General features: G+C 63.5%; 19 protein-coding genes. 5 read left to right on the top strand and 14 right to left on the bottom strand.

Going from position 1 to position 24,046, the window contains the following annotated elements; genetic code table 11:
* The first annotated feature begins 124 nt into the window (after positions 1–124).
* Positions 125–3,616: a DNA polymerase III subunit alpha gene (dnaE, locus tag RTCK_RS06615; RefSeq protein WP_142592224.1), complete on the top strand. Its 3,492-nt coding sequence runs from the start codon at positions 125–127 to the stop codon at positions 3,614–3,616.
* 50 nt (positions 3,617–3,666) lie between these two features.
* On the opposite strand, the gene RTCK_RS06610 is transcribed toward dnaE, so the two are convergent.
* The 3 genes from RTCK_RS06610 to RTCK_RS06600 form a co-directional block, all read right to left on the bottom strand.
* Positions 3,667–4,992 carry a L,D-transpeptidase family protein gene (locus RTCK_RS06610; protein WP_142592223.1) on the bottom strand — a complete coding sequence of 442 codons (1,326 nt, stop codon included), beginning with the start codon at positions 4,990–4,992 and terminating at the stop codon, positions 3,667–3,669.
* Positions 4,993–5,099: 107 nt separating this feature from the next.
* Positions 5,100–6,392, bottom strand: a complete 1,293-nt coding sequence (locus RTCK_RS06605; protein ID WP_142592222.1) for a DNA polymerase IV — start codon at positions 6,390–6,392, stop codon at positions 5,100–5,102.
* Between the two features lie 95 nt (positions 6,393–6,487).
* Positions 6,488–6,805 carry a DUF3572 domain-containing protein gene (locus RTCK_RS06600; RefSeq protein WP_235988603.1) on the bottom strand — a complete coding sequence of 106 codons (318 nt, stop codon included), beginning with the start codon at positions 6,803–6,805 and terminating at the stop codon, positions 6,488–6,490.
* A gap of 121 nt (positions 6,806–6,926) precedes the next feature.
* On the opposite strand from RTCK_RS06600, the gene RTCK_RS06595 reads away from it, so the two are divergent.
* Both RTCK_RS06595 and RTCK_RS06590 read left to right on the top strand, forming a co-directional pair.
* Complete coding sequence (locus RTCK_RS06595) at positions 6,927–7,298, top strand: response regulator (protein ID WP_142521022.1); 372 nt, start codon at positions 6,927–6,929, stop codon at positions 7,296–7,298.
* A gap of 16 nt (positions 7,299–7,314) precedes the next feature.
* Positions 7,315–8,685: a PleD family two-component system response regulator gene (locus RTCK_RS06590; protein ID WP_142592221.1), complete on the top strand. Its 1,371-nt coding sequence runs from the start codon at positions 7,315–7,317 to the stop codon at positions 8,683–8,685.
* Positions 8,686–9,190: 505 nt separating this feature from the next.
* Here the strand turns inward: RTCK_RS06590 and rpmG are convergent.
* From rpmG to topA, 6 genes are all read right to left on the bottom strand, one after another.
* Entirely contained in the window at positions 9,191–9,358 is a 168-nt protein-coding gene (gene rpmG, locus RTCK_RS06585; protein ID WP_142521020.1) for a 50S ribosomal protein L33, read from the bottom strand.
* 93 nt (positions 9,359–9,451) lie between these two features.
* On the bottom strand, positions 9,452–10,636 hold the full coding sequence (locus RTCK_RS06580; protein ID WP_142592220.1) for an MFS transporter: 1,185 nt from the start codon (positions 10,634–10,636) through the stop codon (positions 9,452–9,454).
* 8 nt (positions 10,637–10,644) lie between these two features.
* The gene (locus tag RTCK_RS06575; protein ID WP_328803921.1) at positions 10,645–11,331 is read right to left on the bottom strand and encodes an NUDIX hydrolase; all 687 of its coding nucleotides are present in this window, start codon (positions 11,329–11,331) and stop codon (positions 10,645–10,647) included.
* A complete protein-coding gene (locus RTCK_RS06570) occupies positions 11,328–11,780 on the bottom strand; it encodes a DUF983 domain-containing protein (RefSeq protein ID WP_142592219.1) in 453 nt (150 codons plus the stop codon). The genes RTCK_RS06575 and RTCK_RS06570 overlap by 4 nt, the downstream gene beginning before the upstream one ends.
* Positions 11,781–11,789: 9 nt before the next feature.
* Positions 11,790–14,129: a ribonuclease R gene (gene rnr / locus RTCK_RS06565; protein WP_142521016.1), complete on the bottom strand. Its 2,340-nt coding sequence runs from the start codon at positions 14,127–14,129 to the stop codon at positions 11,790–11,792.
* Positions 14,126–16,783: a type I DNA topoisomerase gene (gene topA / locus RTCK_RS06560; protein WP_142592218.1), complete on the bottom strand. Its 2,658-nt coding sequence runs from the start codon at positions 16,781–16,783 to the stop codon at positions 14,126–14,128. Before topA ends, rnr begins: the two co-directional genes overlap by 4 nt.
* A 233-nt stretch (positions 16,784–17,016) precedes the next feature.
* Here topA and RTCK_RS06555 point away from each other — a divergent pair, with 233 nt between their 5' ends.
* Positions 17,017–17,235: a hypothetical protein gene (locus RTCK_RS06555; RefSeq protein WP_142592217.1), complete on the top strand. Its 219-nt coding sequence runs from the start codon at positions 17,017–17,019 to the stop codon at positions 17,233–17,235.
* Here RTCK_RS06555 and dprA read toward each other — a convergent pair.
* The 4 genes from dprA to RTCK_RS06535 form a co-directional block, all read right to left on the bottom strand.
* Positions 17,188–18,336, bottom strand: a complete 1,149-nt coding sequence (gene dprA, locus RTCK_RS06550) for a DNA-processing protein DprA (RefSeq protein ID WP_142592216.1) — start codon at positions 18,334–18,336, stop codon at positions 17,188–17,190. The genes RTCK_RS06555 and dprA overlap by 48 nt on opposite strands.
* 2 nt (positions 18,337–18,338) lie before the next feature.
* Entirely contained in the window at positions 18,339–18,905 is a 567-nt protein-coding gene (plsY, locus tag RTCK_RS06545; RefSeq protein WP_142592420.1) for a glycerol-3-phosphate 1-O-acyltransferase PlsY, read from the bottom strand.
* Positions 18,906–18,968: 63 nt separating this feature from the next.
* Positions 18,969–20,258 (bottom strand): dihydroorotase, encoded by a 1,290-nt coding sequence (locus tag RTCK_RS06540; RefSeq protein ID WP_142592215.1) that lies wholly within the window; start codon positions 20,256–20,258, stop codon positions 18,969–18,971.
* The gene (locus RTCK_RS06535) at positions 20,255–21,211 is read right to left on the bottom strand and encodes an aspartate carbamoyltransferase catalytic subunit (protein ID WP_142521011.1); all 957 of its coding nucleotides are present in this window, start codon (positions 21,209–21,211) and stop codon (positions 20,255–20,257) included. The genes RTCK_RS06540 and RTCK_RS06535 overlap by 4 nt, the downstream gene beginning before the upstream one ends.
* A 121-nt stretch (positions 21,212–21,332) precedes the next feature.
* Between RTCK_RS06535 and RTCK_RS06530 the strand changes: the two genes are divergently transcribed.
* Complete coding sequence (locus RTCK_RS06530) at positions 21,333–22,985, top strand: acyl-CoA dehydrogenase family protein (RefSeq protein WP_142592214.1); 1,653 nt, start codon at positions 21,333–21,335, stop codon at positions 22,983–22,985.
* Here RTCK_RS06530 and RTCK_RS06525 read toward each other — a convergent pair.
* Entirely contained in the window at positions 22,967–23,902 is a 936-nt protein-coding gene (locus RTCK_RS06525; protein ID WP_142592213.1) for an AEC family transporter, read from the bottom strand. The genes RTCK_RS06530 and RTCK_RS06525 overlap by 19 nt on opposite strands.
* Positions 23,903–24,046 lie beyond the last annotated feature (144 nt).

Here is a 24,046-nt window from a genome sequence, read left to right as displayed (position 1 = left end):
TCGATGCTCATGCTGGCCATCTAGGCTGCGGTTCACGAATAGGTATTGGAGAACCCAAAGTCGGAACTGGACTCCGCGAACCGCAGGCCGGAAAATCACCTGATTCATGAGGTGAGTGACAGCAATGGCAGAACGGACGGACAGCGGGGTAATATCGGGCGACGGAAATTCGCCGCAGTTCGTCCACTTGCGGGTCCATTCCGCCTTTTCGCTGCTGGAGGGAGCGCTGCCCCTCAAGAAGATCCTGTCGAAGGCAGTTGCCGACAGCCAGCCGGCGATCGCCATCACCGATACCAACAACCTGTTCGTCGCGCTGGAGTTCGCGCAGAAGGCGGTCGGGGAGGGGCTGCAGCCGATCATCGGCTGCCAGATCTCCATCGACATGGAGGATCAGGCGGAGGAGCGGCGGAACCATCAGCAACTCGCGAAGCTGCCGGCGATCGTTCTCCTTGCCTCGACGGCGGAGGGCTACGAGCGGCTTGTCGATCTCGTCAGCCGCGCCTATCTCGGCGGCGAAGGCCACGGCGCCGTCCATATTCGCCGCTCCTGGCTTGATGAGGCTGGAACGGAAGGTCTGATCGCCTTGACCGGGGCTATGGGAGGCCCGGTGGACATCGCCTTGCGGGAAGGAAGCGCCGGCCTGGCGGAGGCGCGGCTGCAAAGCCTCAACGCGGCTTTCGGCGACAGGCTCTATGTGGAACTGCAGCGCCACGGATCCTATGACCGGCGCCACGAGCACAAGATCGTCAGCCTCGCCTATGAGCACGATCTGCCGCTGGTTGCCACCAACGAGGCCTTCTTCCCGTCGCGCGACGACTATGACGCCCATGACGCACTGATGGCCGTGGCGCACAATGCCATCGTCTCGGACGACAGCCGGTTTCGCCTGACGCCCGACCATTGCCTCAAGAGCCGTGCCGAGATGGCAGCGCTCTTCGCCGATCTGCCGGAAGCCCTGGAGAATACGGTCGAGATCGCGCAGCGCTGCTCCTTCATTCTGAACACCCGCAAGCCGATCCTGCCGCGGTTCACCGGAGCGACGGCCAATGCGGAGGAAGCGGAGCGCGCCGAGGCGGCGGAACTTCGCCGTCAGGCGGTGGAAGGGCTGGAACAGCGGATCGCGCTGCTCGGCATGACGCCCGGTTACACGGAGCAGGAGTACCGGGAGCGGCTCGACTTCGAGCTCAGCGTCATCGAGAGGATGAAGTTTCCCGGCTACTTCCTCATCGTTTCGGACTTCATCAAATGGGCGAAGCAGCACAACATTCCCGTCGGCCCGGGCCGTGGTTCCGGTGCAGGCTCGCTCGTCGCCTATGCACTGACCATCACCGACGTCGATCCGCTGCGCTTCTCGTTGCTGTTCGAGCGCTTTCTCAACCCGGAACGCGTGTCGATGCCTGACTTCGACATCGACTTCTGCCAGGACCGGCGCGAGGAGGTGATCCGCTACGTCCAGCAGAAATACGGCCGTGAGCAAGTGGCCCAGATCATTACATTCGGATCGCTGCAGGCCCGCGCGGCGCTGCGCGACGTAGGCCGGGTGCTCGAAATGCCATACGGCCAGGTCGACAGGATCTGCAAGCTGGTGCCGAACAATCCAGCCAATCCGACACCGCTCTCCAAGGCGATCGAGGAGGAGCCCAAGCTGCAGGAAGAGGCCGAGAAGGAGCCCGTGGTCGCACGCCTTCTCGACATCGCCCAGAAGATCGAGGGACTTTATCGGCACGCCTCGACGCACGCCGCCGGCATCGTGATCGGCGACCGGCCGCTTTCCAAGCTCGTGCCGATGTACCGCGATCCGCGCTCCGACATGCCGGTCACCCAGTTCAACATGAAATGGGTCGAACAGGCAGGCCTGGTGAAGTTCGACTTCCTCGGGCTGAAGACGCTGACCGTGTTGAAAACTGCGGTCGACTACGTTGCCAAACGCGGCATCCACGTGGACCTCGCCTCGATACCGCTGGATGACGAGAAGACCTACGAAATGCTCTCCCGCGGCGAGACGATCGGCGTGTTCCAGGTGGAAAGTGCCGGCATGCGCAAGGCGCTGATCGGCATGCGGCCGGACTGCATCGAGGACATCATCGCGCTCGTTGCGCTCTATCGCCCCGGTCCGATGGAGAACATTCCGGTCTACAATGCCCGCAAGCACGGCGAAGAGGAGATCGAATCGATCCATCCGAAGATCGACTACCTTCTGAAGGAAACCCAGGGCGTCATCGTCTACCAGGAACAGGTGATGCAGATCGCCCAGGTCCTGTCCGGCTATTCGCTCGGCGAAGCCGACCTTCTGCGCCGCGCCATGGGCAAGAAGATCAAGGAGGAGATGGACAAGCAGCGCGCCCGCTTCGTCGACGGTGCCGTCAAGAACGGCGTTTCGAAGCCGCAGGCAGACCTGATCTTCGACCTTCTGGCCAAGTTCGCCAACTACGGCTTCAACAAGTCCCACGCCGCCGCCTACGCGATCGTCTCCTACCAGACCGCCTATATGAAGGCCCATTATCCGGCGGAGTTCCTTGCCGCGTCGATGACCTTCGACATGGCCAATACCGAAAAGCTCAACGACTTCCGCCAGGATGCCGCGCGTCTCGGCATCACGGTCGTGCCGCCTTCGGTTCAAACGTCCTTCCGGCGGTTCGAGACCGACGACAACAGGATCTATTACGCGCTCGCGGCCATCAAGGGCGTCGGCGAGTCCGCCGTTGATCACATCGTCGAGGTCCGCGGCGACAAGCCCTTCGCCTCGATCGAGGATTTCTGCCTGAGGATCGACCCCAAGCAGATCAACCGCCGTGTGCTGGAAAGCCTGATTTTCGCCGGCGCCTTCGACTGCTTCGGGCGGGACAGGGCGGAACTGATCGGCGGCCTCGACCGGATCATCGGTTACGCCCAGCGTGCGCAGGAGAACAAGAGCAGCGGCCAGTCCGACATGTTCGGCTCATCCTCCGCCGCGGGGCCGGAAACGCTGATTTTCCCGAGCTTTACGCCCTGGGTTCCGTCGGAAAAGCTGATGCGGGAATACCAGGTCCTCGGCTTCTATCTGTCTGCGCATCCGCTGGATTCCTACCGCGACGTGCTGGCCAAGATGCGGGTCCAGAGCTTTGCGGAGTTTTCGGTCGCGGTAAAGCAGGGGGCGACGGCAGGGCGACTGGCCGGAACGGTCACGGGCCGACAGGAGCGGAAGACCCGGACCGGCAACAAGATGGGTATCGTCACCTTCTCCGACGCCTCCGGCCAGTTCGAGGCCGTCCTGTTCTCCGAGGCGCTTGCGCAGTACCGGGACCTGCTGGAGCCCGGCAAATCGCTGGTCATCACGGTGCAGGCGGATGAACGTCCGGAAGGCATCGGTCTGCGGATCCAGACGGCCGCCTCGCTCGAGGAGCAATCGGTCCGCATGCAGAAGGCCCTGCGCGTCTACGTTCGGGATTCGGGGCCCCTGAAGACGGTCGCGCGGCACCTGAACACCAAGGGCGATGGCCTTGTCTCCTTCATCGTCATCAAGGATGACGGCCAGCGCGAGATCGAGGTCGAGTTGACCGAGAAGTTCCGGATTTCGCCCGAGATTGCCGCCGCGCTGCGGGCCGCGCCCGGCGTGGTGGATGTCGAACTGGTCTGACGAGCGTTGCGGGAGGGCGCTCAGCGGCGGCGGTGCCCTCCGAGTCTGATTCAATAGAGACCGACGCCGTTCCGGTAGGAGCGGAGAGACGGACGGCGGGGCTTGCTCGGCTTGTCCGATACAGCCTGCGCCGTGGCGACCTGCGGTTTGGAGCGGGTCAGGGTAACAAAATCGGTACCCTTGCCGGTTTCCGGTCCAAGCCCCTGATCGGTGATCGTCAGGGATGTACCGTTGCTCATCAGCGTGGCGATCCGCTCCTTCACTTCTGACGGAATGTCGAGGCGATCGAGCGCCTCGGAGGCGGAAGATTCGCTTGCCTCGGGCGCGATCCCAAGCCGGCCGCGCTCGGCGGAAGTCAGCACGTTCGGCAGCGTCATGGCATGCCAGACCGCCTTCTCCTGCATCGGATCGACGCCTGTGGCGATGAAGAAATGGGTGCCGAGCGGCTTTCCCGGTTCCCGGATGCCCACCGGCGCCTCGAAGAGAGGCTTGAAGTTTTCCCGCACGAGCAGTTGTCCCGCGGGAGGAAGATCCTTTCCGGTCGTGCGGTAGAGGGTTTCGAGGAATGTCTCCGAGATGCGCGCTCCGTCGGCAGGCAGACCTTTCCAGCGCTTGAAGCCTGCGATTGCATCCCGCGTCTTGGAACCGGCAAGTCCGTCTGCCGGGCCGGCGTCGAAGCCCAGATAGTTCAGCAGCACCTGGACGTCATGAACGGTTTCGCGCTCGCCGCGGCGATGGACGAGGATCTTCAGGGGGGCGCGCTCCACGGGTGAGATCGACGCCGTAACCGTCATGTCCGGAGCCGTTTCGGCAGAATTCATCGCCACCTCGTAGGGTTCCGGCGTCTTTCGTTTCACCGTGGGCCGCAGGTCGATGTCGGAAAGCAGCGGCTCCGAAGGCATAGGCTTCAGCGGCGCGAAAAGGTTGACGTGCTCGATGCGGACAGGCTCGACCGGTTCATCCGAAATGACCACGTGCAGGCCTGGCTCCGTCATGCCGAACAGGGTCTTGGCGAAGCCGCGGGGGAGGCGTACGCATCCGTGCGACGCGGGATAGTCCGGCACGTGCCCCTCGTGCAAGGCGATGCCCGACCAGGTCAGGCGCTGCATGAAGGGCATGGGAGCGTTCGAATAGATGTTGGACTCGTGATATTTCCGCTTCTCCAGGATCGAGAAAATACCGCTTGGCGTCGTGTGGCCGCTCTTCCCGGTCGAGACGCGCGACGTGGCGACCACGGTCTCGCCGTCGTAGATCTTCATCGACTGGGTGGCCTTGGAAATAACGACCTGGAGACTGCGCTGTGCCTCGGCGGATGCGGGGTGCGACAGGACAGTCGCGGACATGAGCCCGAGCCCAAACACGATACGACGCAGCATAGACAACCTCTTACGCAATACAGAACGGTCATCTTAGCGCTGGCTGATTAAGGAAGGTTTTCATAAAAATGGAAGGAAATCGCAACCGGGCCGTTTTCCTTCACGTTTCATTGATCGCGCCGACGATCTCCGAACGTGTAGCCGGTCTCAACAGCCGCCTTGCCGAACCGGTTGCGAAGCCGGTCCATGGCTGCTTCGGCCGCGGCACGGCGGGCTGCGGAAGGATCGACGAGGTCGGGCGGATCGGCCTGCGCGGGATCGCGCAGATCCGTGACGCCGATGCCGATCAGGCGAAACTTCGTACCATCCGTCTCCCGCTCGAGAAGCGAAAGGCTGGTTCGGAAGATGCGGTCCGCCAACTGCGTCGGATCTTCCAGCCGACGGTTGCGGGTTCGGCTCTTGAAGTCTGAAGTCTTCAGCTTCAGGACCACCGTCTGTCCCGCGACGGCGTGCTTCTTAAGCCTTGTCGAGACCTTTTCCGACAGCCTGCGGAGGATCGGCACGAGCTCCTCGTGGCGCGAGATGTCCTCGAAGAAGGTCGTCTCGGCGGAAACGCTCTTCGCCGGATCGTTGGGATGGACATCGCGGTCGTCGATGCCGCGCGCCAGGCGGTAGAGGCGCTGGCCCATGGAGCCGTAGCGTCGCATGAGGTCGCTCTCTTCCATCGCCTGCAACTGGCCGATCATCCGGATTCCATCGGCCTCCAGTACGCTGTTGAAGGCCTTGCCCACGCCCCAGATGGTGGTGACGGGGCGAGATGCCAGGAATTCCATCGCCTCTCCCTGTCCGAGCACCGAAAAGCCCCGCGGCTTCTGCAGGTCGGAACCGACCTTTGCGAGGAACTTGCAATAGGACAGCCCGATCGAGATGGTGATGCCGATCTCTGCCTCCACCCGCTTGGCGAGCTTTGCCAGAATGCGGGCAGGCGGATCATGGTGGAGCTTCTCGGTGCCGTGGAGATCCAGGAACGCTTCGTCGATGGAGAGCGGCTGCACCAGCGGCGTCAGGTCCAGCATGAGCTGCCGCACCTGCCGTCCGACCCTCGCATACTTCTCCATATCGGGCCGGATGACGACGGCGTCGGGACAGGCTTCCAGCGCCTTGAACATCGGCATCGCCGACCGGACGCCGTTGATGCGGGCGATATAGCAGGCCGTCGCGACAACGCCTCGCTTTCCGCCGCCGATGATCACCGGCTTGTCGGCAAGGTCGGGGTTGTCCCGCTTCTCGACGGCGGCATAGAAGGCATCGCAATCTATGTGCGCGATCGTCAGGTCGTAGAGTTCCGGGTGGTGGATGACACGCGGGCTGCCGCAACTGTGGCATCGGCGCAGTTGCGCCTTCTGCTCGGCAAGGCAGTCACGACAGAAGCCGGGATGGGTGTCGGTCGCACACGTCATGGGCGGAACAGAAATTGAACATCCGCACCGTAGCGTTTGCCGGTCAATGGCTCAATGCCTCATCGCCGTCCATCCACATCGGGGAGGCCGGTTTTTCACGATTGGCCGGAGTCCAGTGCAGGCTTGGTATAGTGGCGGGCAGCGGCGGCAACCGTCTCCGGCTTCGTACCCGTCGCATCGCAGAATGCCACTAGGGTCGGCTCATGCGCCATGACGAAATCGATCATTCCCGCCAGGAAGCCGTTGTCGGTCACCGCGTGGCGGAGTTGGCCCGCCTCCAGCCCGCTCAGCGCAAGGAAGCGCTGGAGCATATCCGGTTCGGTGGCAAGCCATCCCAGAATGGCAACGGCAATCTCCTCCGCAGCCTCCGGGCTCAGTGGAACGTTTTTGGGATCGTGTCGCTTTGCCTGCAAAGGGTTACCTCTTTTTCAACCAAATGGCCCTAAGGTCGAGGCATTGACGGACGTGGAATCGGCCGTGGGCGAGCTTATATGTTCAACAAAGGCTTGCAAGGCGGGATCGGAGACGGAGCGCATGCCCAAGCGGGTCATGATTGTCGAAGACAATGAGCTGAACATGAAGCTCTTCCGCGACCTGATCGAAGCTTGCGGCTATGAGACCATCCAGACGCGCAACGGCATGGAGGCGATGGACCTTGCGCGCAAGCACCGCCCCGACCTCATCCTGATGGATATACAGCTTCCCGAAGTCTCCGGGCTGGAAGTGACGAAATGGCTCAAGGAGGATGACGAGCTTCATGTCATCCCGGTGATCGCCGTCACGGCCTTCGCGATGAAGGGCGATGAAGAGCGGATCCGCCAGGGTGGCTGCGAAGCCTACGTCTCCAAGCCGATCTCGGTGCCGAAGTTCATCGAGACCATCAAGACTTATCTGGGCGACGCATGAGACCGGAGCGCTGGGCATGACCGCACGGATCCTGGTGGTCGACGACGTTCCGGCCAACGTGAAGCTGCTCGAGGCGCGCCTGCTTGCTGAATACTTCGACGTGCTGACCGCCGAGGATGGATTCAAGGCCTTGCAGATCTGCGAGAGCACCCATGTCGACCTGATCCTCCTCGACATCATGATGCCTGGCATCAGCGGCTTTGAAGTCTGCGAGCGCCTGAAGGCCGATCCGCGCTTCGCCCATATTCCCGTTGTCATGGTCACTGCCCTGGACCAGCCGGCCGACCGGGTTCGGGGGCTGAAGGCCGGCGCGGACGATTTCCTGACCAAGCCGGTGAACGACCTTCAACTGGTCTCCCGCGTCAAAAGCCTCGTCCGTCTGAAGACCCTCACGGACGAATTGCGCATCCGGGCTGAAACTGCCCACGAGGTTGGGTTGGACGACCTGCTGAAGGGTACGGACGGGCGCGAGGAGCCGGGGCAGGTCCTCCTGGTCGACAGCAGGGCGAGTTCACAGGAACGCATCATCAAGGCCCTGAAGCCGGTCGCCCAGGTGATAGCCATGTCGGATCCGCAGGCCGCCCTGTTCGAAGCCGCCGAAAACAGCTTCGACCTCGTCATCGTGAACGCGAATTTCGACGACCATGACCCCTTGCGTCTTTGTTCGCAGCTCCGGTCGCTGGAACGGACGCGCTTCCTGCCGCTGCTGATCGTCACGGAGCATGGCGAGGAGGATCTCGTCGTGCGAGCGCTCGACCTCGGCGTCAACGATTACATCGTCCGCCCCATCGACCCGAACGAGCTCGTCGCGCGAAGCCTCACGCAGATCAAGCGCAAGCGCTACAATGACAGGCTCCGCACGAGCGTCCGCCAGACGATCGAGCTCGCGGTCACGGACGGGCTTACCGGGCTCAACAACCGCCGCTACCTCGACAGCCACCTGCGGACGCTCTTCAACCGCGCGGCTGCGCGGGGCAGGGCGCTCTCCGTCTGCATCACCGACATCGACCGCTTCAAGCAGGTCAACGATACCTTCGGACACGATGCCGGCGACGACATCCTTCGCGAGTTCGCCAGCCGGATCCGTTCGACGGTGAGAGGCGCGGATCTCGCATGCCGCTATGGCGGTGAGGAGTTCGTTGTGGTCATGCCCGATACCGACGCGGCCACTGCCCATGTCATCGCCGAACGGCTTCGCAGTCTGATCGAAGACAGGCCCTTCTTCATCCGCTCCGCGGGAGAGACGGTTCGCTTGACGGCCTCGCTCGGCATTGCGTGCAACGAGGCAGGAGCAGAGACGCCCGAGCAGTTGCTGAAGCAGGCCGACAAGGCGCTCTACGAGGCCAAGAATGGCGGGCGCAACAGGGTCGTGGCTGCCGCCGCCTGAGCCTTTCCTCCTTGTCGAATGTCTGCCGGTGCCTCCTGTGCCGCCAGCCGGTGACTGTCGAGCCCAAGTAATGCGGTTTTCGAAGTATCCCATCAGTCGAAGCGGTAAAACTCTATCCGACATCATGCCTTGCGGAGGTATTACGCATTGCATGGCAGGCTTTGCTATTCCCGATTTTAACCAACATTAGAAGTAGCTTTGCCGGCGACGAGGATTCGGTTGATTTCGGCCGCCGTTTGCGCGACTTTCAATCGCGGGTTTAGTTTCTCTATGTTTAGAGATACCCCATGATGCTCAGGTCCGCCGCATCTCCTGGGTCGTGGGGTCGGTCGGCCGGTTGCTTCTCAACGGTTCCTCGTGCCGCGTTGCAACTGGTCGACCCCCAATAGAGAAGGCGCTGCTTCCCAAGAGGAGGCAGCGCCTTCTTCATGTATCCAACGCAAGGAAAAGAAAAAGGCGCGTTACCTTGCGGTACGCGCCCGATCTTGCAGCGGAGTGCCCGATCTTACTTGATCTTGGCTTCCTTGAACTCGACATGCTTCTTGGCAATCGGGTCGTACTTGGTCTTGGTCATCTTGTCGGTGAAGGTGCGGCTGTTCTTCTTGGTCACGTAGAAGAAACCGGTGTCCGCCGTCGACAGCAGCTTGATCTTGATGGTCGTAGCTTTCGCCATGGTGTTCTGCCTTTAGGAAAAATGAAAGCCGCGGATGACCGGATGGTGCCCACGGCGAAATCTGGCGCGAAACTACAAATCGCGCCTGAAAAGTCAAGTCCGTTTGCTCCTAAAAAGGAGGCGGCCCAGGGAAAGCGCCACGTAGAGGCCGAAAAAGGCTGCCAGAGCCCAGGCGAAACCGTGGTTGCCGGTGATGTCGATCGCCGCACCAATCGCCTGCGGCCCTGCAACCGTCCCCACGGCATAGCAGAAGACAAAGGCGGCATTGGCTGCCGCGAGGTCAGCTCCGGTGAGTCGCGAACCTAGATGCGCCAGCCCTACCGTATAGAGACCCGACACACAGCCACCCCAGAAGAGCAGAACGACAGCTGTCAGTACCCAGTTCTCGATCAGGAACGGCAGGAGAAGCGATCCGACAAGCCCCGTGACTGCCATGAGAGCAAGGAGCGGTCTTCGGTCCCGCAATCGGTCGGAATACATGCCGAGCGGGATCTGGAACACCATGTTCCCGACGCCCATTACAGTCAGTAGCAGCGCCGCCTGTGCTTCGCTGAACCCGGTGCGCACGGCGTAGATTGGAAACAGAGAGAGGCCTCCGGCCTCGACGGCCCCGAAGACGAAGACGGCTGCGGTCGCCGTCGGTACGAGAAATATGTAGCGAAGGAAGTGGCGTTCCGGCTTCTCGTCGAGAACCGGATTTTCGTGGCGGGCGATGTAGATCGGCAGTGCTGCGAGGAGTATAGCTCCCGCGCCAACCAGGAAGGGAGCGATCCCCTCGCTGCCGATCGCCGAGAAAAGCAGGGGTCCCATGGCGAAGCCGACGGCAAGCACCGTCGCATAGATGCCGAGGACGAGGCCGCGCCGCCGTGGCGGGGCGGCGGCATTGATCCAGAACTCGGAAAGGATGAAGAGGGTGGTGGTGGCGCCGTGAAAGGCGAACCGCAACGGAAACCACATCCAGAAGGCGTCCGCATAGTAGAAGCCGAGGCCGCTGACGGCCGAGATGACGACTGCCCACAGCATCGTCCTGGCGACGCCGAAGTCATGGGCAAGCCGTGTCGTGATCGGTGCCGCGATCATCGCGGCGACCCCCGCCATCGCGGAATTCAGGCCGATCAGCGTGGATGAGATGCCGCGCTTCTCCAGGATGATGCTGAGGAGGGGAAGGCCGAGTCCGATGGCGATCCCTACCGCGCTGATCGCCGAGATCGCTGCGATGAGCGACGGCCAGTGGATTTCCTCGACGTGGCCGTTGAGGTCGTTCTTGGGGCTGGACATCAGTGCCTCTAGATCTCGGTCCGGACGAACCGTCCACGGCGCATAAAGTAGTAGGGCACCGGAAGTCCATATGGAAGTGACGGCTGCGCATCGAGCATGGCCCTTACCTCCCTGAGGACGGCCAGGGTTATGCGCGGGACGTTCAGGTCATCGAGGTCGGAAAAGCTCACCCAGCGCGGATCCTGCAACTCCTCCGTCTCCCGAAGCGTGTCCGTGGCGATATTGGCCTCGTCTGTCGGCAGCAGGAAGAAGCGGGTGTCGAAGCGGCGCACATTGCCCGGTGGCGTTACCGCCCGAGCCACGTAGCGCAGGTGATAGAGGTCCGGCGGAGTGCCCGGTGCCAGGCCGGTTTCCTCCTGAAGCTCGCGCATGGCTGCAAGCGCAAGGGCCCGCGCGGTCGTTGAGCGCGTCCTTGCGGTCGTCTGCGAGAGCAATCGGTGGCTGACCAGAGGATGCAGATCGCGCTGGAAGGGAAGGGCGTAATCCTGCCGATCCCGCCGCCCGCCGGGAAAGACGTAGACGTCCGGCATGAAGGCATGGCCGCCGCCTCTGCGCCCCATCAGGAAGCGGGGGATGCCGTCGCGCCGATCGAGCAGGATGATGGTGCTTGCATCCCTCGGGCGCAGCTTTTCCCTGTTCGTCCGGGGTGGCTCGTCGATAGCGAAAGGAGCCGGCTCCACCACGACCGTGCTCACGGGCGGCGGTCTCCGTGCCGTTCGGGGGAGGTCTCGTCGTGCTCGCCGCCGAACCCGTGCATGCGATAGGCCCATTGAAGCCCGATGACGCCGCCCTTGATCGGCTGGATCGTCAGCAGCGCCGCCAGGACGGCGAGCGGGATCCAGATGGCGAGATGAAGCCAGGGCGACAGCGGGAAGACCATGTCGGTCAGCATGTATCCGGTCAGCAGGACGTGCCCGACGATGAAGATCACCAGATAGGCCGGCAGGTCGTCGGCCCGATGATGGTGAATTTCCTCGCCGCAGGCCGCACAGTGGTTCACGGGCTTCAGGAATGCCTGGAAAAGCCGTCCGGTCCCGCATGCGGGGCAGGTGCTCCGGATGCCGCGCCCGATCGCGCGCATCGGAGGACGTTCCGCTTCCTGCCGCCCACCATATTGTACCGGCTGCTCGCCTTGTCTGTGCATTGCCTGCTCCTATCGCCCGCGTGGAGGCCGCGTCCCGGCCTTGCCGCGCCGCTGGCTGCGATCTCTTCGCCCGGATTTGTGGAAGGAGCGTGTCGCGGTAGGCATTTTTCTGCCTTCGCTCAGCATGTCGAAGCGGAGAGCTCCCGCGAGGGGAATGGCCTCCACGAGCCTGACGTCGACGGCATCGCCCAACTGGTAGCCGAGGCCAGCCTTCTCGCCGGTCAGCGCCTGATGAGCCTCGTCGTAGATGAAGTAGTCGGTCCCGAGCGTCGAGATCGGCACGAAGCCGTCCGCCCCGTATTCCGGCAGGGTGATGAACAGGCCGGCCTTGGTCACTCCCGACACTCGGCCTTCGAATTCCTCGCCGATCCGCTCGCTCAGGTGATGCGCAATCAGGCGGTTGACGGTGTCGCGCTCGGCTGCCATCGCCCGCCGCTCGAAGGTCGAGATCTCGGCGGCTATGTCGTCGAGCATCGCTTCCTCCTCGGGCGTGATTCCGCCTTCGCCGAGACCGAGCGAACCGACCAGCGCGCGATGCACGATCAGGTCGGCATAGCGGCGGATCGGGGAGGTGAAATGCGCGTATTTCATCAGGTTCAGCCCGAAGTGTCCGATGTTCTCGGGGCTGTAGATGGCCTGGCTCTGCGAGCGCAGCACCATCTCGTTGACCATGGTCTGGTGCGGCGTATCGAGAGCCTTGGCAAGGATGCCGTTGAAGGAGTTCGCCCGCAACTGCCCGCCCTTGGCCATCGAAAGGCCGATCGTGGCAAGGAATTCCCGCAGCGTTTCCTGCTTCGAAAGCGCAGGTGCGTCGTGGACGCGGTAGACGAGCGGTTGCCGCTTCCTTTCCAGCGTCTCGGCGGCGGCGACGTTCGCCTGGATCATCATCTCCTCGATGAGCTTGTGGGCATCGAGGCGCTCGGGAATGAACACGCGGTCGACGGTGCCGTCGGGCTTGAGGATGATCTTCCGCTCCGGCATGTCGAGCTCGAGCGGCTGCCGCCGGTCGCGCCCGCGCTTCAGGGTCGCATAGGCGTTCCAGAGGGGCTTCAGGATCGGCTCGAGCAGCGGCCCCGTCTTGTCGTCGGGCTTGCCGTCGATTGCCGCCTGGGCCTGCTGGTAGGAGAGCTTGGCCGCGCTCTTCATCATGATGCGGTGGAAGGTGTGCCCGGCCTTGCGGCCTTCCTTCGAGAACACCATCCGCACGGCGATCGCCGGGCGATCCTCGCCCTCGCGAAGCGAGCAGAGGTTGTTCGAGATGCGCTCCGGCAGCATGGGTACGACCCGGTCCGGGAAATAGACGGAGTTGCCGCGTTTCAGCGCCTCGCGGTCGAGAGCCGATCCGGTGCGCACATACCAGGAGACGTCGGCGATCGCGACGGTGACGATGACGCCGCCGGGATTGTCGGGGGAAGGATCCGCCTCGGCATAGACTGCGTCGTCGTGATCCTTGGCGTCGGCCGGATCGATGGTGATCAGCGGCACGTCGCGCCAGTCCTCGCGCTTTGACATGGTCGCGGGCCGGGCAGCGTCCGCCTCGTCCAGAACAGCCTGCGGGAACACGTGAGGAATGCCGTGCGCATAGATGGCGATCATCGAGATCGCCTTCTCGGAGCCGACGGACCCGACGACGGAGAGGACGCGAGCGCGGGGCAGCCCGAAGCGGCCGCTGCGGGCGACTTCCACCTCGACCAGGTCGCCGTCCTTTGCCTCACCCATGCCGTCACGCTCGATCAGCATCTCCTCGCCGCGCCGGTCGATGGGCATGAGGCGGGTCTCGCTCTCCATCATGCGGATGACACCGAGCGACGCGCCGCGACGGCGATCGATGACCTTGATGACGCGCGCGGTATAGGCCGGGCCGCTGCGATCCTTGTTCGGAAAGATCTTCGCGAGCACCCGATCATTCAGGCCCGCTGTCGGCGTCTTGCCCTTACCCTTGCGGTCGGGAGACTGACGGATAAGGACGGCCGGCGCTGCGCCCTGGTCCTCCGGCCACTCGGCAGGTCGTCCGATCAGTTCCCCGTCCTTGTCCCGGGTGGTGATATCGAGCACCGTGATCGGCGGCAGGTCGCCAGGGCGGGACAGGGATTTACGGCTCTTCTTCAGAAGGCCCTCGTCCTCCAGCGTCCTGAGAAGGTCCTTCAGTTCCACCCGTGCCTCGCCCTTGAGGCCGAACGCCTTGGCGATTTCGCGCTTGGAGGTGCGGTCGGGGTTATCGGCTATGAATTCGAGGAGAATTTCCCGCGGCGGCACAGCCCCGTGGACGATGACAGGTCCGCCGGAGGAGGGGGCATTGGCGGTCTTCCGGCTTCTGGTCGCGGATCTTTCCCGAGGTACTTTTGTCACGTTCCGGTCTTCTTTGCCTTCGTGGCTGCTTTCGCGGTCGTCTTGGGCTTGGCCGCGGCCCTGGGCTTCGCTGCCGCCTTCTTGGTTCCGGCGGCGGCCGCCTTCGTCTTCGTGGCCTTCCCCTTGCCCGAGGATTTGCCGCCCTTCTCGACGATCAGCGCCAAAGCCTCTTCCAGGGTCACTGCCTGGGGATCCTTGCCCTTCGGAAGCGTGGCGTTGACCTTGCCCCAATTCACGTAGGGACCATAGCGGCCGTCGCGTACGGTGATTTCGCCGCCGTCGGGATGCTCGCCCAACGTCTTCAGCGCAGCCGGTGTTCCGCGCCCGCGCCCGCCGGGGCCCTTGCTTTGCTTCTCCGCCAGCACCGTTACCGCACGGTTGAGCCCGATCGTGAAGACATCCTCGACGCTCTCGAGATTGGCATAGGTGCCGTCGTGCAGCAGGAACGGTCCGTAGCGTCCGATGCCTGCGGAAATCATCTTGCCGCTTTCCGGATGCTTGCCGATATCTCGCGGCAGGTTGATGAGCGCCAGCGCCTTCTCGTGATCGATGTCCTCGGGCTTCCATCCCTTCGGCAGCGAGGAGCGCTTGGCATCCTTGCCTTCGCCGCGCTGGATGTACGGACCGAAGCGGCCTGAGCGGAGCGTCAGGTCCTCCCCGGTATGCGGGTCGGCGCCCAGCGATTTCGGCTCGTTGAGACCGCTTGCCTCCGCTTCGGCACCCTCCTGGGAGAGCTGACGCGTGAAGTTGCATTCCGGATAGTTGGAGCAGCCGACGAAGGCGCCGTACTTGCCGAGCTTCAGGGAGAGCTTGCCGGTGCCGCAGACCTGGCAGGTGCGGGGATCGCTGCCGTCTTCCCGCTTGGGGAAGACAAGCGGTGCCAACGCCTCGTTGAGCGCGTCCAGCACATTCGTCACGCGCAGTTCCTTGGTCTCCTCGACCTGCGCGAAGAAATCCTGCCAGAACTCCCGGAGCACCTGCTTCCAGTCGAGGTCGCCAGCCGAAATCCTGTCGAGCTTTTCCTCCAGGTCCGCGGTGAAGTCGTACTCCACATACTTCGTGAAGAAGTTCTCCAGGAACGCGGTTACCAGCCGGCCCTTTGCCTGGGGAATGAGCTTGCGCTTCTCGGTGGTGACATAGTCGCGGTCACTCAATGTCTTCAACGTCGCGGCATAGGTGGAGGGGCGGCCGATGCCGAGCTCCTCCATCTTCTTGATGAGCGAGGCCTCGGAATAGCGCGGCGGCGGCTCGGTGAAGTGCTGGCTGGCATTCACCCGGTTCTTGTCGAGTTTCTCGCGCGCATTGATTTCGGGCAGGCGTCCGTCCTCGTCACCGTCGTCGGATGGTTCTGCATCCTCACGGCTGTCGGTATAGGCAGCGAGGAAGCCGTCGAACCGGATGACGGAGCCGACTGCGCGCAGGCCGACCTTCTGGCCATTGTTGTCCGCAAGGATTTCGACGGTGGTCCGCTCCATCTCGGCAGATGCCATCTGGCTGGCGATCCCGCGCTTCCAGATCAGTTCGTAGAGGCGGGCCTGGTCGGCGTCCAGGTAGCGACGGACCTTGTCGGGCGTGCGATTGAAGTCGGTGGGGCGGATCGCTTCGTGCGCTTCCTGGGCGTTCTTGGCCTTCGTGGAATAGAAGCGCGGCTTCTCCGGCACGTAACGTTCGCCGAACTGGTCATGAACGGCGCGCCGTGCACCCTCGATCGCCTCGGGCGCCATCTGCACGCCGTCGGTACGCATGTAGGTGATGAGGCCGACCGTCTCTCCGCCGATGTCGATACCCTCGTAGAGTTTCTGGGCGACCTGCATGGTCCGCGAGGCGTTGAAGCCCAGATTGGAGGATGCGGCCTGCTGCAGCGTCGAGGTGGTGAAGGGCGGGCCGGGATTGCGCTTGACCGGTTTCGCCTCGACGCTCTCCACGACATAGGCTGCGCCATCGAGAAGCGCCTTGAGGCGGTTCGCCTCGTCGCCGTTCTTGATCGAACGGTTCTGCAGCCGCTTGCCGTCCGCGGAGACCAGGCGAGCCTCGAATTCGTCGCCGCGCGGAGTGCGGAGCAGAGCGGACAGGTTCCAGTATTCCTCCGAGACGAACCGTTCGATCTCGGCCTCCCGGTCGCAGACGAGGCGAAGGGCAACCGACTGGACGCGGCCCGCGGAACGGGCGCCCGGCAGCTTGCGCCAGAGCACCGGTGAAAGGTTGAAGCCGACGAGGTAGTCGAGCGCGCGCCGGGCAAGATAGGCGTCGACCAGCGGCACGTCGATGTCACGCGGGCTTGCCATGGCATCGAGGACCGCCTTCTTGGTGATGGCGTTGAAGACGACGCGCTTCACCGGCTTGTCGCCGAGCACGCGCTTCTTCTTGAGAAGATCCAGCACATGCCACGAGATGGCCTCGCCTTCGCGATCCGGGTCCGTCGCCAGAAAGAGGCCGTCGGACCCCTTCACCGCATCGGCAATATCCTTGATGCGCTTCTGGGAGGCCCCATCCACTTCCCACGACATCTCGAAATCCTGATCGGGCAGCACGGAGCCGTCCTTGGCGGGCAGATCGCGCACGTGACCAAAGGAAGCGAGAACCTTGTAACCCGGCCCGAGATACTTGTTTATGGTTTTGGCCTTGGCCGGAGATTCTACGACGACGACATTCATTTTTTGCTTCTCTAAGATGAGACGATGCCCGGCACGCAACGAGGTTCCAAGCCAATGTTGTTTCCGACATGGATGGGCTTTGAGCCGCGGTCAAGTGCCGGGACCGATTTTGCTCTACAACGCGATGCAACCAGAGAGGGATTTTTCTATCTGCTGCAATCTTTGATAAATGCTTTTATCTTGCTTCCACCAAAGGAAGTCCATCCTGGACGGCAGGGGCAACGGGATCAGTCATGGGTTCGGATCGGGCCGGTATCGGTGACAAGGAAGCTATCGCATACATCCGCCAGATGCTGGGCGAACTGCACAATGTCGCGCAGAGGGAAGGAGCGGACATGCTGTGCTACCTGATCGAGATGGCCTATGTCGAGGCGGGCGACGTTCAGGCGGGCCGCAGACCCCGGTCAATCATGCATGCAGAGCGAGACAAGTCCTCCGGCATGACGGTGTAGCCGACCGGCCAGATCGAGTTCGAGGAGAACCAGGTAGACGGCGGAAGCCGGCAATCCGGTATGTCGGATGATGTCGTCGATTTCGACCGGCGTCGGTCCGAGTGCCGAGATGATTGTTGCCCGCTCGCTGTCGTCGGGCGGCAGGAACGCCTTTCCATCGTCTTGCCCTGGTTCCTCGACGACTGCCCCGGCCGGGCCTTCCATACGGGAAAGCGGCGCGAGCGCCTCCAGGACATCCTCCGAGGACGTGGTGACGATCGCGCCCTCCTTCAAGAGCGAATTGGTGCCGTGGCAGCGGGGGTCGAGAGGAGAACCGGGAACGGCGAACACAAGCCGCCCAAAATCCCCGGCCATGCGTGCCGTGATCAGCGAGCCGGATTTCTGCGCCGCCTCGACGACCACGACTCCGAGGGATATGCCTGCGATCAGCCGGTTCCGGCGCGGGAAATCACGCGCGCGCGGTTCCCATCCGAAGGGCATTTCGCTGACGGCAAGACCATCCTCGCGCATGATCTCGTCCAGAAGGGAGACGTTCTCGGGAGGGTAGGGTTGATCCAGTCCTCCAGCCAGAACCGCGATGGTTCCGCCATCCAGCGCTGCCCGGTGGGCAGCCGTATCGATGCCGCGCGCGAGCCCCGACGTGACGGTATAGCCGGCACGGCCGAGATCGCGAGCGATCATTGCTGCAAACTTGGCGCCGCTGATGGACGCGTTGCGCGAGCCGACGATGCCGACGGAGGGCTGGAGCGTCACGGGAAGATGTCCCCTGACGGCAAGCAGGGGCGGCGCTCCGTCGACCTGCCGGAGTGCGGGCGGATAGTCCGGCTCTCCGATGCCGATGAAGCGGGCCCCGTATCGGCGGGCGGCCTCGATTTCCCGCTCGGCATCCTCCACGGAAACGATGCGGATGGCGCGGGAGGCCCCGCCGCGGCTGGATAACTCCGGCAGCATGGCGAGGGCTGTTTCGGCGGAGCCGAAGTGGTTGATGAGATCGCGAAACGTGGCCGGCCCGACATTGTCGCTGCGGATGAGGCGGAGCCAGGCGATCCTTTGCCTGTCTGTGAGCGCAATCCCCTGTCGTCTTGCGCCGTCGTCCGGCATCGCTATCCCTTTTGGCCGATCTTGCCTTCCGTACCCGCCAGCAGCCGCCTGATGTTGGTTTCATGCCGCCACCAGGAGACCGCAGTCATGATTGCCATGACGAGGGCGATCTTGTCTTCGCCTACTATCCACAATGCAACCGGAATCACAAGCGTTGCAACCAGTGCGGACAGGGACGAATACTTGCTGATGAAGGCGACCGTCAGCCAAACGGCAGCAAAGACCAGGACCCAGAAAGGTGCGATGCCGAGCAGCACGCCGATATAGGTGGCGACACCCTTGCCCCCCTTGAAACCGAGCCAGGCCGGGAAGAGGTGGCCGAGGAAGGCGGCGAAGCCCGCGAGCAACCCGGCCTCGGGTCCCGCGATATAAGTACCGGCGACGGCCGCAGCGGTCGCCTTCAGCGCGTCGAGAAGGAGCGTCGCGGCCGCGAGCTTCCTGTTGCCTGTGCGGAGCACATTGGTTGCCCCGATATTGCCGGAACCGATCGAACGAATGTCGCCCAGACCCGCCGCGCGCGTGAGGATCAGGCCGAAGGGGATCGAGCCCAGGAGATAACCGAGGACCATCGCCGCAACGGCGACACCGCCACCGATCTGCCAGTTCAACAGGTCATTCACCGGCTCGTCTCCTCAGAGCGAATGGACGCATTTGCCGCCGACATAGGTCGCGACGGCGCGACCGGAGAAGCGAGCGTCTTCGAAGGGCGTGTTCTTGGAGCGCGACAGGAGCCCGTCCTTCGACACGATCCACGGCTCGTCCAGGTCGATCAGCGTGATGTCCGCCTTCGCACCCGCTTTCAACGTGCCGGCGTCCAGCCCGAATATTTGCGCCGGACGCGTCGACATCGCGTCGATCAGGCGCATCAGGGGTACCTGGCCGGAATGATGAAGGCGTAGCGCCGCAGCCAGCATGGTTTCGAGCCCGACGGCGCCATCCGCAGCATCGGCGAAGGGCAGGCGCTTGGTGTCGACGTCCTGCGGATCATGGGACGATACGATGATGTCGATGGTGCCGGCCGCCAATGCCTCGACCATCGCGGCGCGGTCGTCTTCCGTGCGCAGCGGAGGCGACAGCTTGAAGAAGGTCCGGTACTCGCCGATATCGTTCTCGTTGAGGCAGAGGTGGTTGATCGATATGCCGCAGGTGACGTGGGCGCCACGTGCGCGGGCAAGCTGGATCGCCTCCACCGATTCCGGCACCGAGATCTTTGCCGCGTGATACTTCGCCCGCGTCAGAGCCGCGATCCGCAGGTCCCGTTCGAGAGGGATGATTTCCGCTTCCCGCGGTACGCCGGCCAGCCCGAGCCAGCTGGCGAAGAGCCCTTCGTTCATCACGCCGTTGCCGATATACGTCTCGCGAGGTTCCAGCGCGACGACGGCCCCGAATTCCCGCGCATAGGTCATCGCGCGGCGGAGTACGAGCGTATCGGGCAGCGCATGGCGACCGTTGGTGAAGGCGACGGCACCCGCCTCCTGAAGAAGCCCGATCTCTGTCATCTCCTCGCCGGCAAGGTGCTTCGTGAGCGCTGCCGCCGGGTGGACGTTGACCACTGCCTTGTCGCGCGCGGTCTTCTGGACGAATTCCACGAGCGCGATGTCATCGAGCACCGGATCGGTGTCCGGCATCATGATGAAGGAAGTGACGCCGCCGGCGGCTGCCGCGTGGCTTGCCGATTCGATGGTCTCGCGGTGTTCCGCTCCGGGTTCGCCGACGAAGACACGGGCATCCACCAGGCCGGGCACAGCGACGAGGCCGCGGCAGTCGCGGACTTCCGCGCCGTCAGGCGTCCCCTGGTTGCGGGCGTCGGCACCGGCGGCAAGGATCCGGCCGTCTTCTGCAACGATGATCGTGCCGACCTCGTCGGCCTGGCGGGACGGATCAATGATCCGGGCGTTGTTGAGGACGAGGGGCTTGCTCATGCGCTCGCTCCCTCGCTTCTCGGGCCCTGGTTCTGCGAAAGGAGCAGTGCTTCCATCACCGCCATACGTACGGCGACCCCCATCTCGACCTGTTGCTCGATCACGCTCTGGGGCCCGTCGGCGACCTCGGAAGCGATTTCCACGCCGCGGTTCATCGGTCCTGGATGCATGACCAGTGCATCCTCCTTCGCCGCCTTCAGCTTCTCGGCATCGAGGCCATAGAAGCGGAAATATTCCCGGACGGAGGGCACGAAGGAGCCGGACATTCGCTCCCGCTGCAGCCGAAGCATCATCACGACGTCGGCGTCCTTGAGCCCTTCCTCCATGGAGTGGAAGACTTCCGCGCCCATCTGGGCGATGCCGGAGGGGAGGAGCGTCGCCGGCGCGACGACGCGCACGCGCGCGCCCATGGCATTCAGCAGCAGGATGTTGGAACGGGCGACGCGCGAATGCAGCACGTCACCGCAGATGGCGACGATAATGCGCGAGAGCCTGCCCTTGGCGCGCCGGATGGTGAGTGCGTCGAGCAGCGCCTGCGTCGGATGCTCGTGCTGCCCGTCGCCTGCATTGACGACGGAGCAAGCGACCTTCTGCGCCAGCAGCGCTGCCGCGCCGGCCGAGGAATGGCGAAGCACCAGCACGTCCGGATGCATGGCGTTCAATGTCATTGCCGTGTCGATGAGGGTCTCGCCCTTCTTCACCGAGGAATTGCCGACCGACATGTTCATCACATCGGCGCCGAGGCGCTTGCCTGCCAGTTCGAAGGAGGACTGGGTGCGGGTGGAGGCTTCGAAGAACAGGTTGATCTGGGTGAGGCCGCGCAGCGTCGAGGTCTTCTTCTCCCGCTGCCGGCTGATCTGGACCGCGTCGTCGGCCTTGTCCAGAAGATAGGTGATGTCCTGCTCGGTAAGGCCCTTGATGCCAAGGAGATGGCGGTGAGGGAAGAAGACCATGAGGCGTCTCCGCTTGCGTTCGGGCGTCTATAATGACTGGCTGGGGAACCGGCAAGCGAAGGGGCGGGAAAAGTCCGGTCATCCTCATGCATTTTTCAGAGAAACGGGCTAGAAGCCAAGCATGACACAGAAAAGCCGGACCGAACAAAAGCTTGCCGAACTGAACCAGCCACAACCCTGGTCCGGCATCAACGCATACCGATCAGATCCCCTGATCGTCGATCTTACCGCAAGCCTGCATCGCAGCCTGCGGGAGGAGTTCGATTCGATCGGCCATTACGCGACCTCGCCGGAGGCGCAGGAACTGGCTCGGATGGCGAACGAGAGCCCCCCAAAGCTTCGTACCCACGGGCCTCGCGGCGAGCGGCTGGATACGGTAGAGTTCCATCCCGCCTGGCACGCGCTGATGCGCCGGTCGATGTCGATAGGGCTTCATTCGTCCGTCTGGGAAAGCATTCCCGAGGCAAAGGGCAGCGAGCACAAGGCGCGCGCCACCCGTTTCTATCTGACCGCTCAGCTGGAATGCGGCCATCTTTGCCCGCTGACGATGACCAGCGCCTCCGTCGCGGCCCTCATGGCCTCGCCGCGCGTCCAGAAGGAATGGGCGCCGAAGATACTGTCGCGCAAGTACGACTCGTCCAACCGGCCGGCGCTGCAGAAGAGTGCGGTCACGCTCGGCATGGGCATGACGGAAAAGCAGGGTGGCACCGATGTCCGCGCCAACCGTTCCACGGCCGAGCGGGTAGGCGAAGGCATCTATCGCCTCTCGGGGCACAAGTGGTTCATGTCGGCGCCGATGAGCGACGCCTTCGTCATGCTGGCGAAGACCAACGAAGGCATCGGCTGCTTCCTCGTGCCGCGCCTCCTGGAGGATGGCTCGGCCAATGGACTGAAGTTCCAGCGGCTGAAGGACAAGCTCGGCAACCGCTCCAACGCCTCGTCGGAAGTCGAGTTCAACGATGCCTTCGGTTACCTGCTGGGCGAACCCGGCGCCGGTATCCGCACCATCCTCGACATGGTGACGCTGACGCGGCTCGACTGCGCCCTGGCGTCGGCCGGGATCATGCGGGCTTCCTTGGCCGAAGCCGTGCACCACTGCCGCGGCCGCAGCGTCTTCGGCAAGAACCTCATCGACCAGCCGCTGATGACGCGCGTATTGGCGGACATGGCGCTCGATGTAGCCGCGGCGACCGCGCTGGCCTTCCGGCTGGCCGATGCGTTCGATCGGGCGGCAAGCAGCCCGGCCGATGCGGCCTTCGCCCGCGTCATGACGCCGGTCATCAAGTACTGGAACTGCAAGATCGCGCCGTCTCTGATCTACGAGGCGATGGAGTGCCTCGGCGGCAACGGTTATGTGGAGGAGCGCCCGGTCGCGCGGCATTACCGGGAAGCTCCCGTCAATGCGATCTGGGAAGGCTCCGGGAATGTCATGGCGCTCGACGTCCTGCGCGTTCTGTCACGTGGGAAGGACCTTTTCGAGCTCGTGCTTTCCGGTTTCGAACGCGACCTCGGGGCGTCCGGCCGCAAGACTATCGAGGTCCTGCGGGCAGCCATGGCGCTTTGCGAAACCGACGAGGGGGCGGCCCGCCTGCTGGTCGAGCAGCTGGCATTGGCGGCCGGTGCCGCCGAGCTGGCGCGCCTCGGAGCGGGCAAGATCGCGGACGCCTTCCTCGAGACACGGCTCGCCGGCGGCTGGCGCTCCACCTATGGGATGCTGGATGCCCGCTTCGACGCCGCCTATATCGTGGACCTGCTCTATCCGGCGGCAAGCTGACTGGCCACCATCAGCACCAGCGGGATCGTCACGAAGGAAAACACGGTCTGAACCGTGGCGGTGGCGGCGTAGAGTTCCGCATCGCCGCCCATCTTCTTGGCGAGGATATAGCCATTCATGGCGGTCGGCACCCCGGCGCTCAAGCCGAGCAATGCCAATGCCGGGCCGGTGACGCCGGCCACCAGGGCAGCTCCGATCATCACGGCTGGGAAGCAGGCGAGCTTCAGCGCCGTTGAAAACAGGACCAGGGGCCGCGGCTTGACGGCATCCGAAACGCGCAGCCCCGCCCCAACCGCGATCAGCCCGAGGCTGAGGGCGGCTCGCGCCACGAGATCCACGGTCGTCATCAACGGCGAATAGATCGGGATGCCGACCTGGTTGACCATCACACCGAGCAGGCTGCTGATGATCAGCGGGTTGGTGACGAGCCGCAATATGAAAGCGCCATAGCTCGTCCGCGTCCCCGAAAACCAGAGCAGGACGCCGACATTGATGAAGTTGATCGGCAGGATGATCACCGCCATCACCAGCGCCACGACCGTCAGGCCGTAATCGCCATGGAGTTTCTGCGCGATTGCGAGCGCGATGAAGGCATTCCACCGCGTGGCAGTCTGGAAGACCGAGCTGAAGGATGAGGCGGGAGTAGCCAGGCGCTTCAGCGGCAGCCAGAGCGCGAGCACCAGCGCGCACATCAGCAGGACTGCAACGACCCCCGTGAACCCGATGGCGCCGATTTCCATGCTCGAGAAATCGGCGGTCGCCAGCGTGTGGAAGAGCAGGGCGGGGAACAGGACGTAGTAGCCGCACTGCTCCAGCCCCTCCCAGAAGGTCCCGTTGATGAGCGGACTGCGTTTCAGGGCCACGCCGAGCAGGACCAGGAGGAAGATCGGCAGGATACTTTCGAAGATGATCAGCATGCGGAACCGGTTCAAGGCGGGAGGCGCGCGGAAGAGCCTTAACGATCCCGTCCCGCTCCGGCAATGGCGCGGTTTCTGTGAATGGCGAAAGCCGACGCATTGTGCCGGGCCTTCCGCCGGCTTATCGGCAATCAAGCCGTTGGA

The organism is Pseudorhizobium endolithicum (assembly GCF_902153245.2).
In the GTDB taxonomy this organism is placed as follows: Bacteria; Pseudomonadota; Alphaproteobacteria; order Rhizobiales; family Rhizobiaceae; genus Neorhizobium; species Neorhizobium endolithicum.
The sequence above is the reverse complement of the archived record's forward strand: the minus strand, read 5'-3'. Positions and strand labels throughout refer to the sequence as shown.

Excerpts from the sequence above, each read along its gene's own strand:
- dnaE (WP_142592224.1), top strand. The coding sequence starts at position 125 with ATGGCAGAACGGACGGACAGCGGGGTAATATCGGGCGACGGAAATTCG.
- RTCK_RS06610 (WP_142592223.1), bottom strand. The coding sequence starts at position 4,992 with ATGCTGCGTCGTATCGTGTTTGGGCTCGGGCTCATGTCCGCGACTGTC.
- RTCK_RS06605 (WP_142592222.1), bottom strand. The coding sequence starts at position 6,392 with ATGACGTGTGCGACCGACACCCATCCCGGCTTCTGTCGTGACTGCCTT.
- RTCK_RS06595 (WP_142521022.1), top strand. The coding sequence starts at position 6,927 with ATGCCCAAGCGGGTCATGATTGTCGAAGACAATGAGCTGAACATGAAG.
- RTCK_RS06590 (WP_142592221.1), top strand. The coding sequence starts at position 7,315 with ATGACCGCACGGATCCTGGTGGTCGACGACGTTCCGGCCAACGTGAAG.
- rpmG (WP_142521020.1), bottom strand. The coding sequence starts at position 9,358 with ATGGCGAAAGCTACGACCATCAAGATCAAGCTGCTGTCGACGGCGGAC.
- RTCK_RS06580 (WP_142592220.1), bottom strand. The coding sequence starts at position 10,636 with ATGTCCAGCCCCAAGAACGACCTCAACGGCCACGTCGAGGAAATCCAC.
- RTCK_RS06570 (WP_142592219.1), bottom strand. The coding sequence starts at position 11,780 with ATGCACAGACAAGGCGAGCAGCCGGTACAATATGGTGGGCGGCAGGAA.
- topA (WP_142592218.1), bottom strand. The coding sequence starts at position 16,783 with ATGAATGTCGTCGTCGTAGAATCTCCGGCCAAGGCCAAAACCATAAAC.
- RTCK_RS06555 (WP_142592217.1), top strand. The coding sequence starts at position 17,017 with ATGGGTTCGGATCGGGCCGGTATCGGTGACAAGGAAGCTATCGCATAC.
- dprA (WP_142592216.1), bottom strand. The coding sequence starts at position 18,336 with ATGCCGGACGACGGCGCAAGACGACAGGGGATTGCGCTCACAGACAGG.
- plsY (WP_142592420.1), bottom strand. The coding sequence starts at position 18,905 with ATGGTCCTCGGTTATCTCCTGGGCTCGATCCCCTTCGGCCTGATCCTC.
- RTCK_RS06540 (WP_142592215.1), bottom strand. The coding sequence starts at position 20,258 with ATGAGCAAGCCCCTCGTCCTCAACAACGCCCGGATCATTGATCCGTCC.
- RTCK_RS06535 (WP_142521011.1), bottom strand. The coding sequence starts at position 21,211 with ATGGTCTTCTTCCCTCACCGCCATCTCCTTGGCATCAAGGGCCTTACC.
- RTCK_RS06530 (WP_142592214.1), top strand. The coding sequence starts at position 21,333 with ATGACACAGAAAAGCCGGACCGAACAAAAGCTTGCCGAACTGAACCAG.
- RTCK_RS06525 (WP_142592213.1), bottom strand. The coding sequence starts at position 23,902 with ATGCTGATCATCTTCGAAAGTATCCTGCCGATCTTCCTCCTGGTCCTG.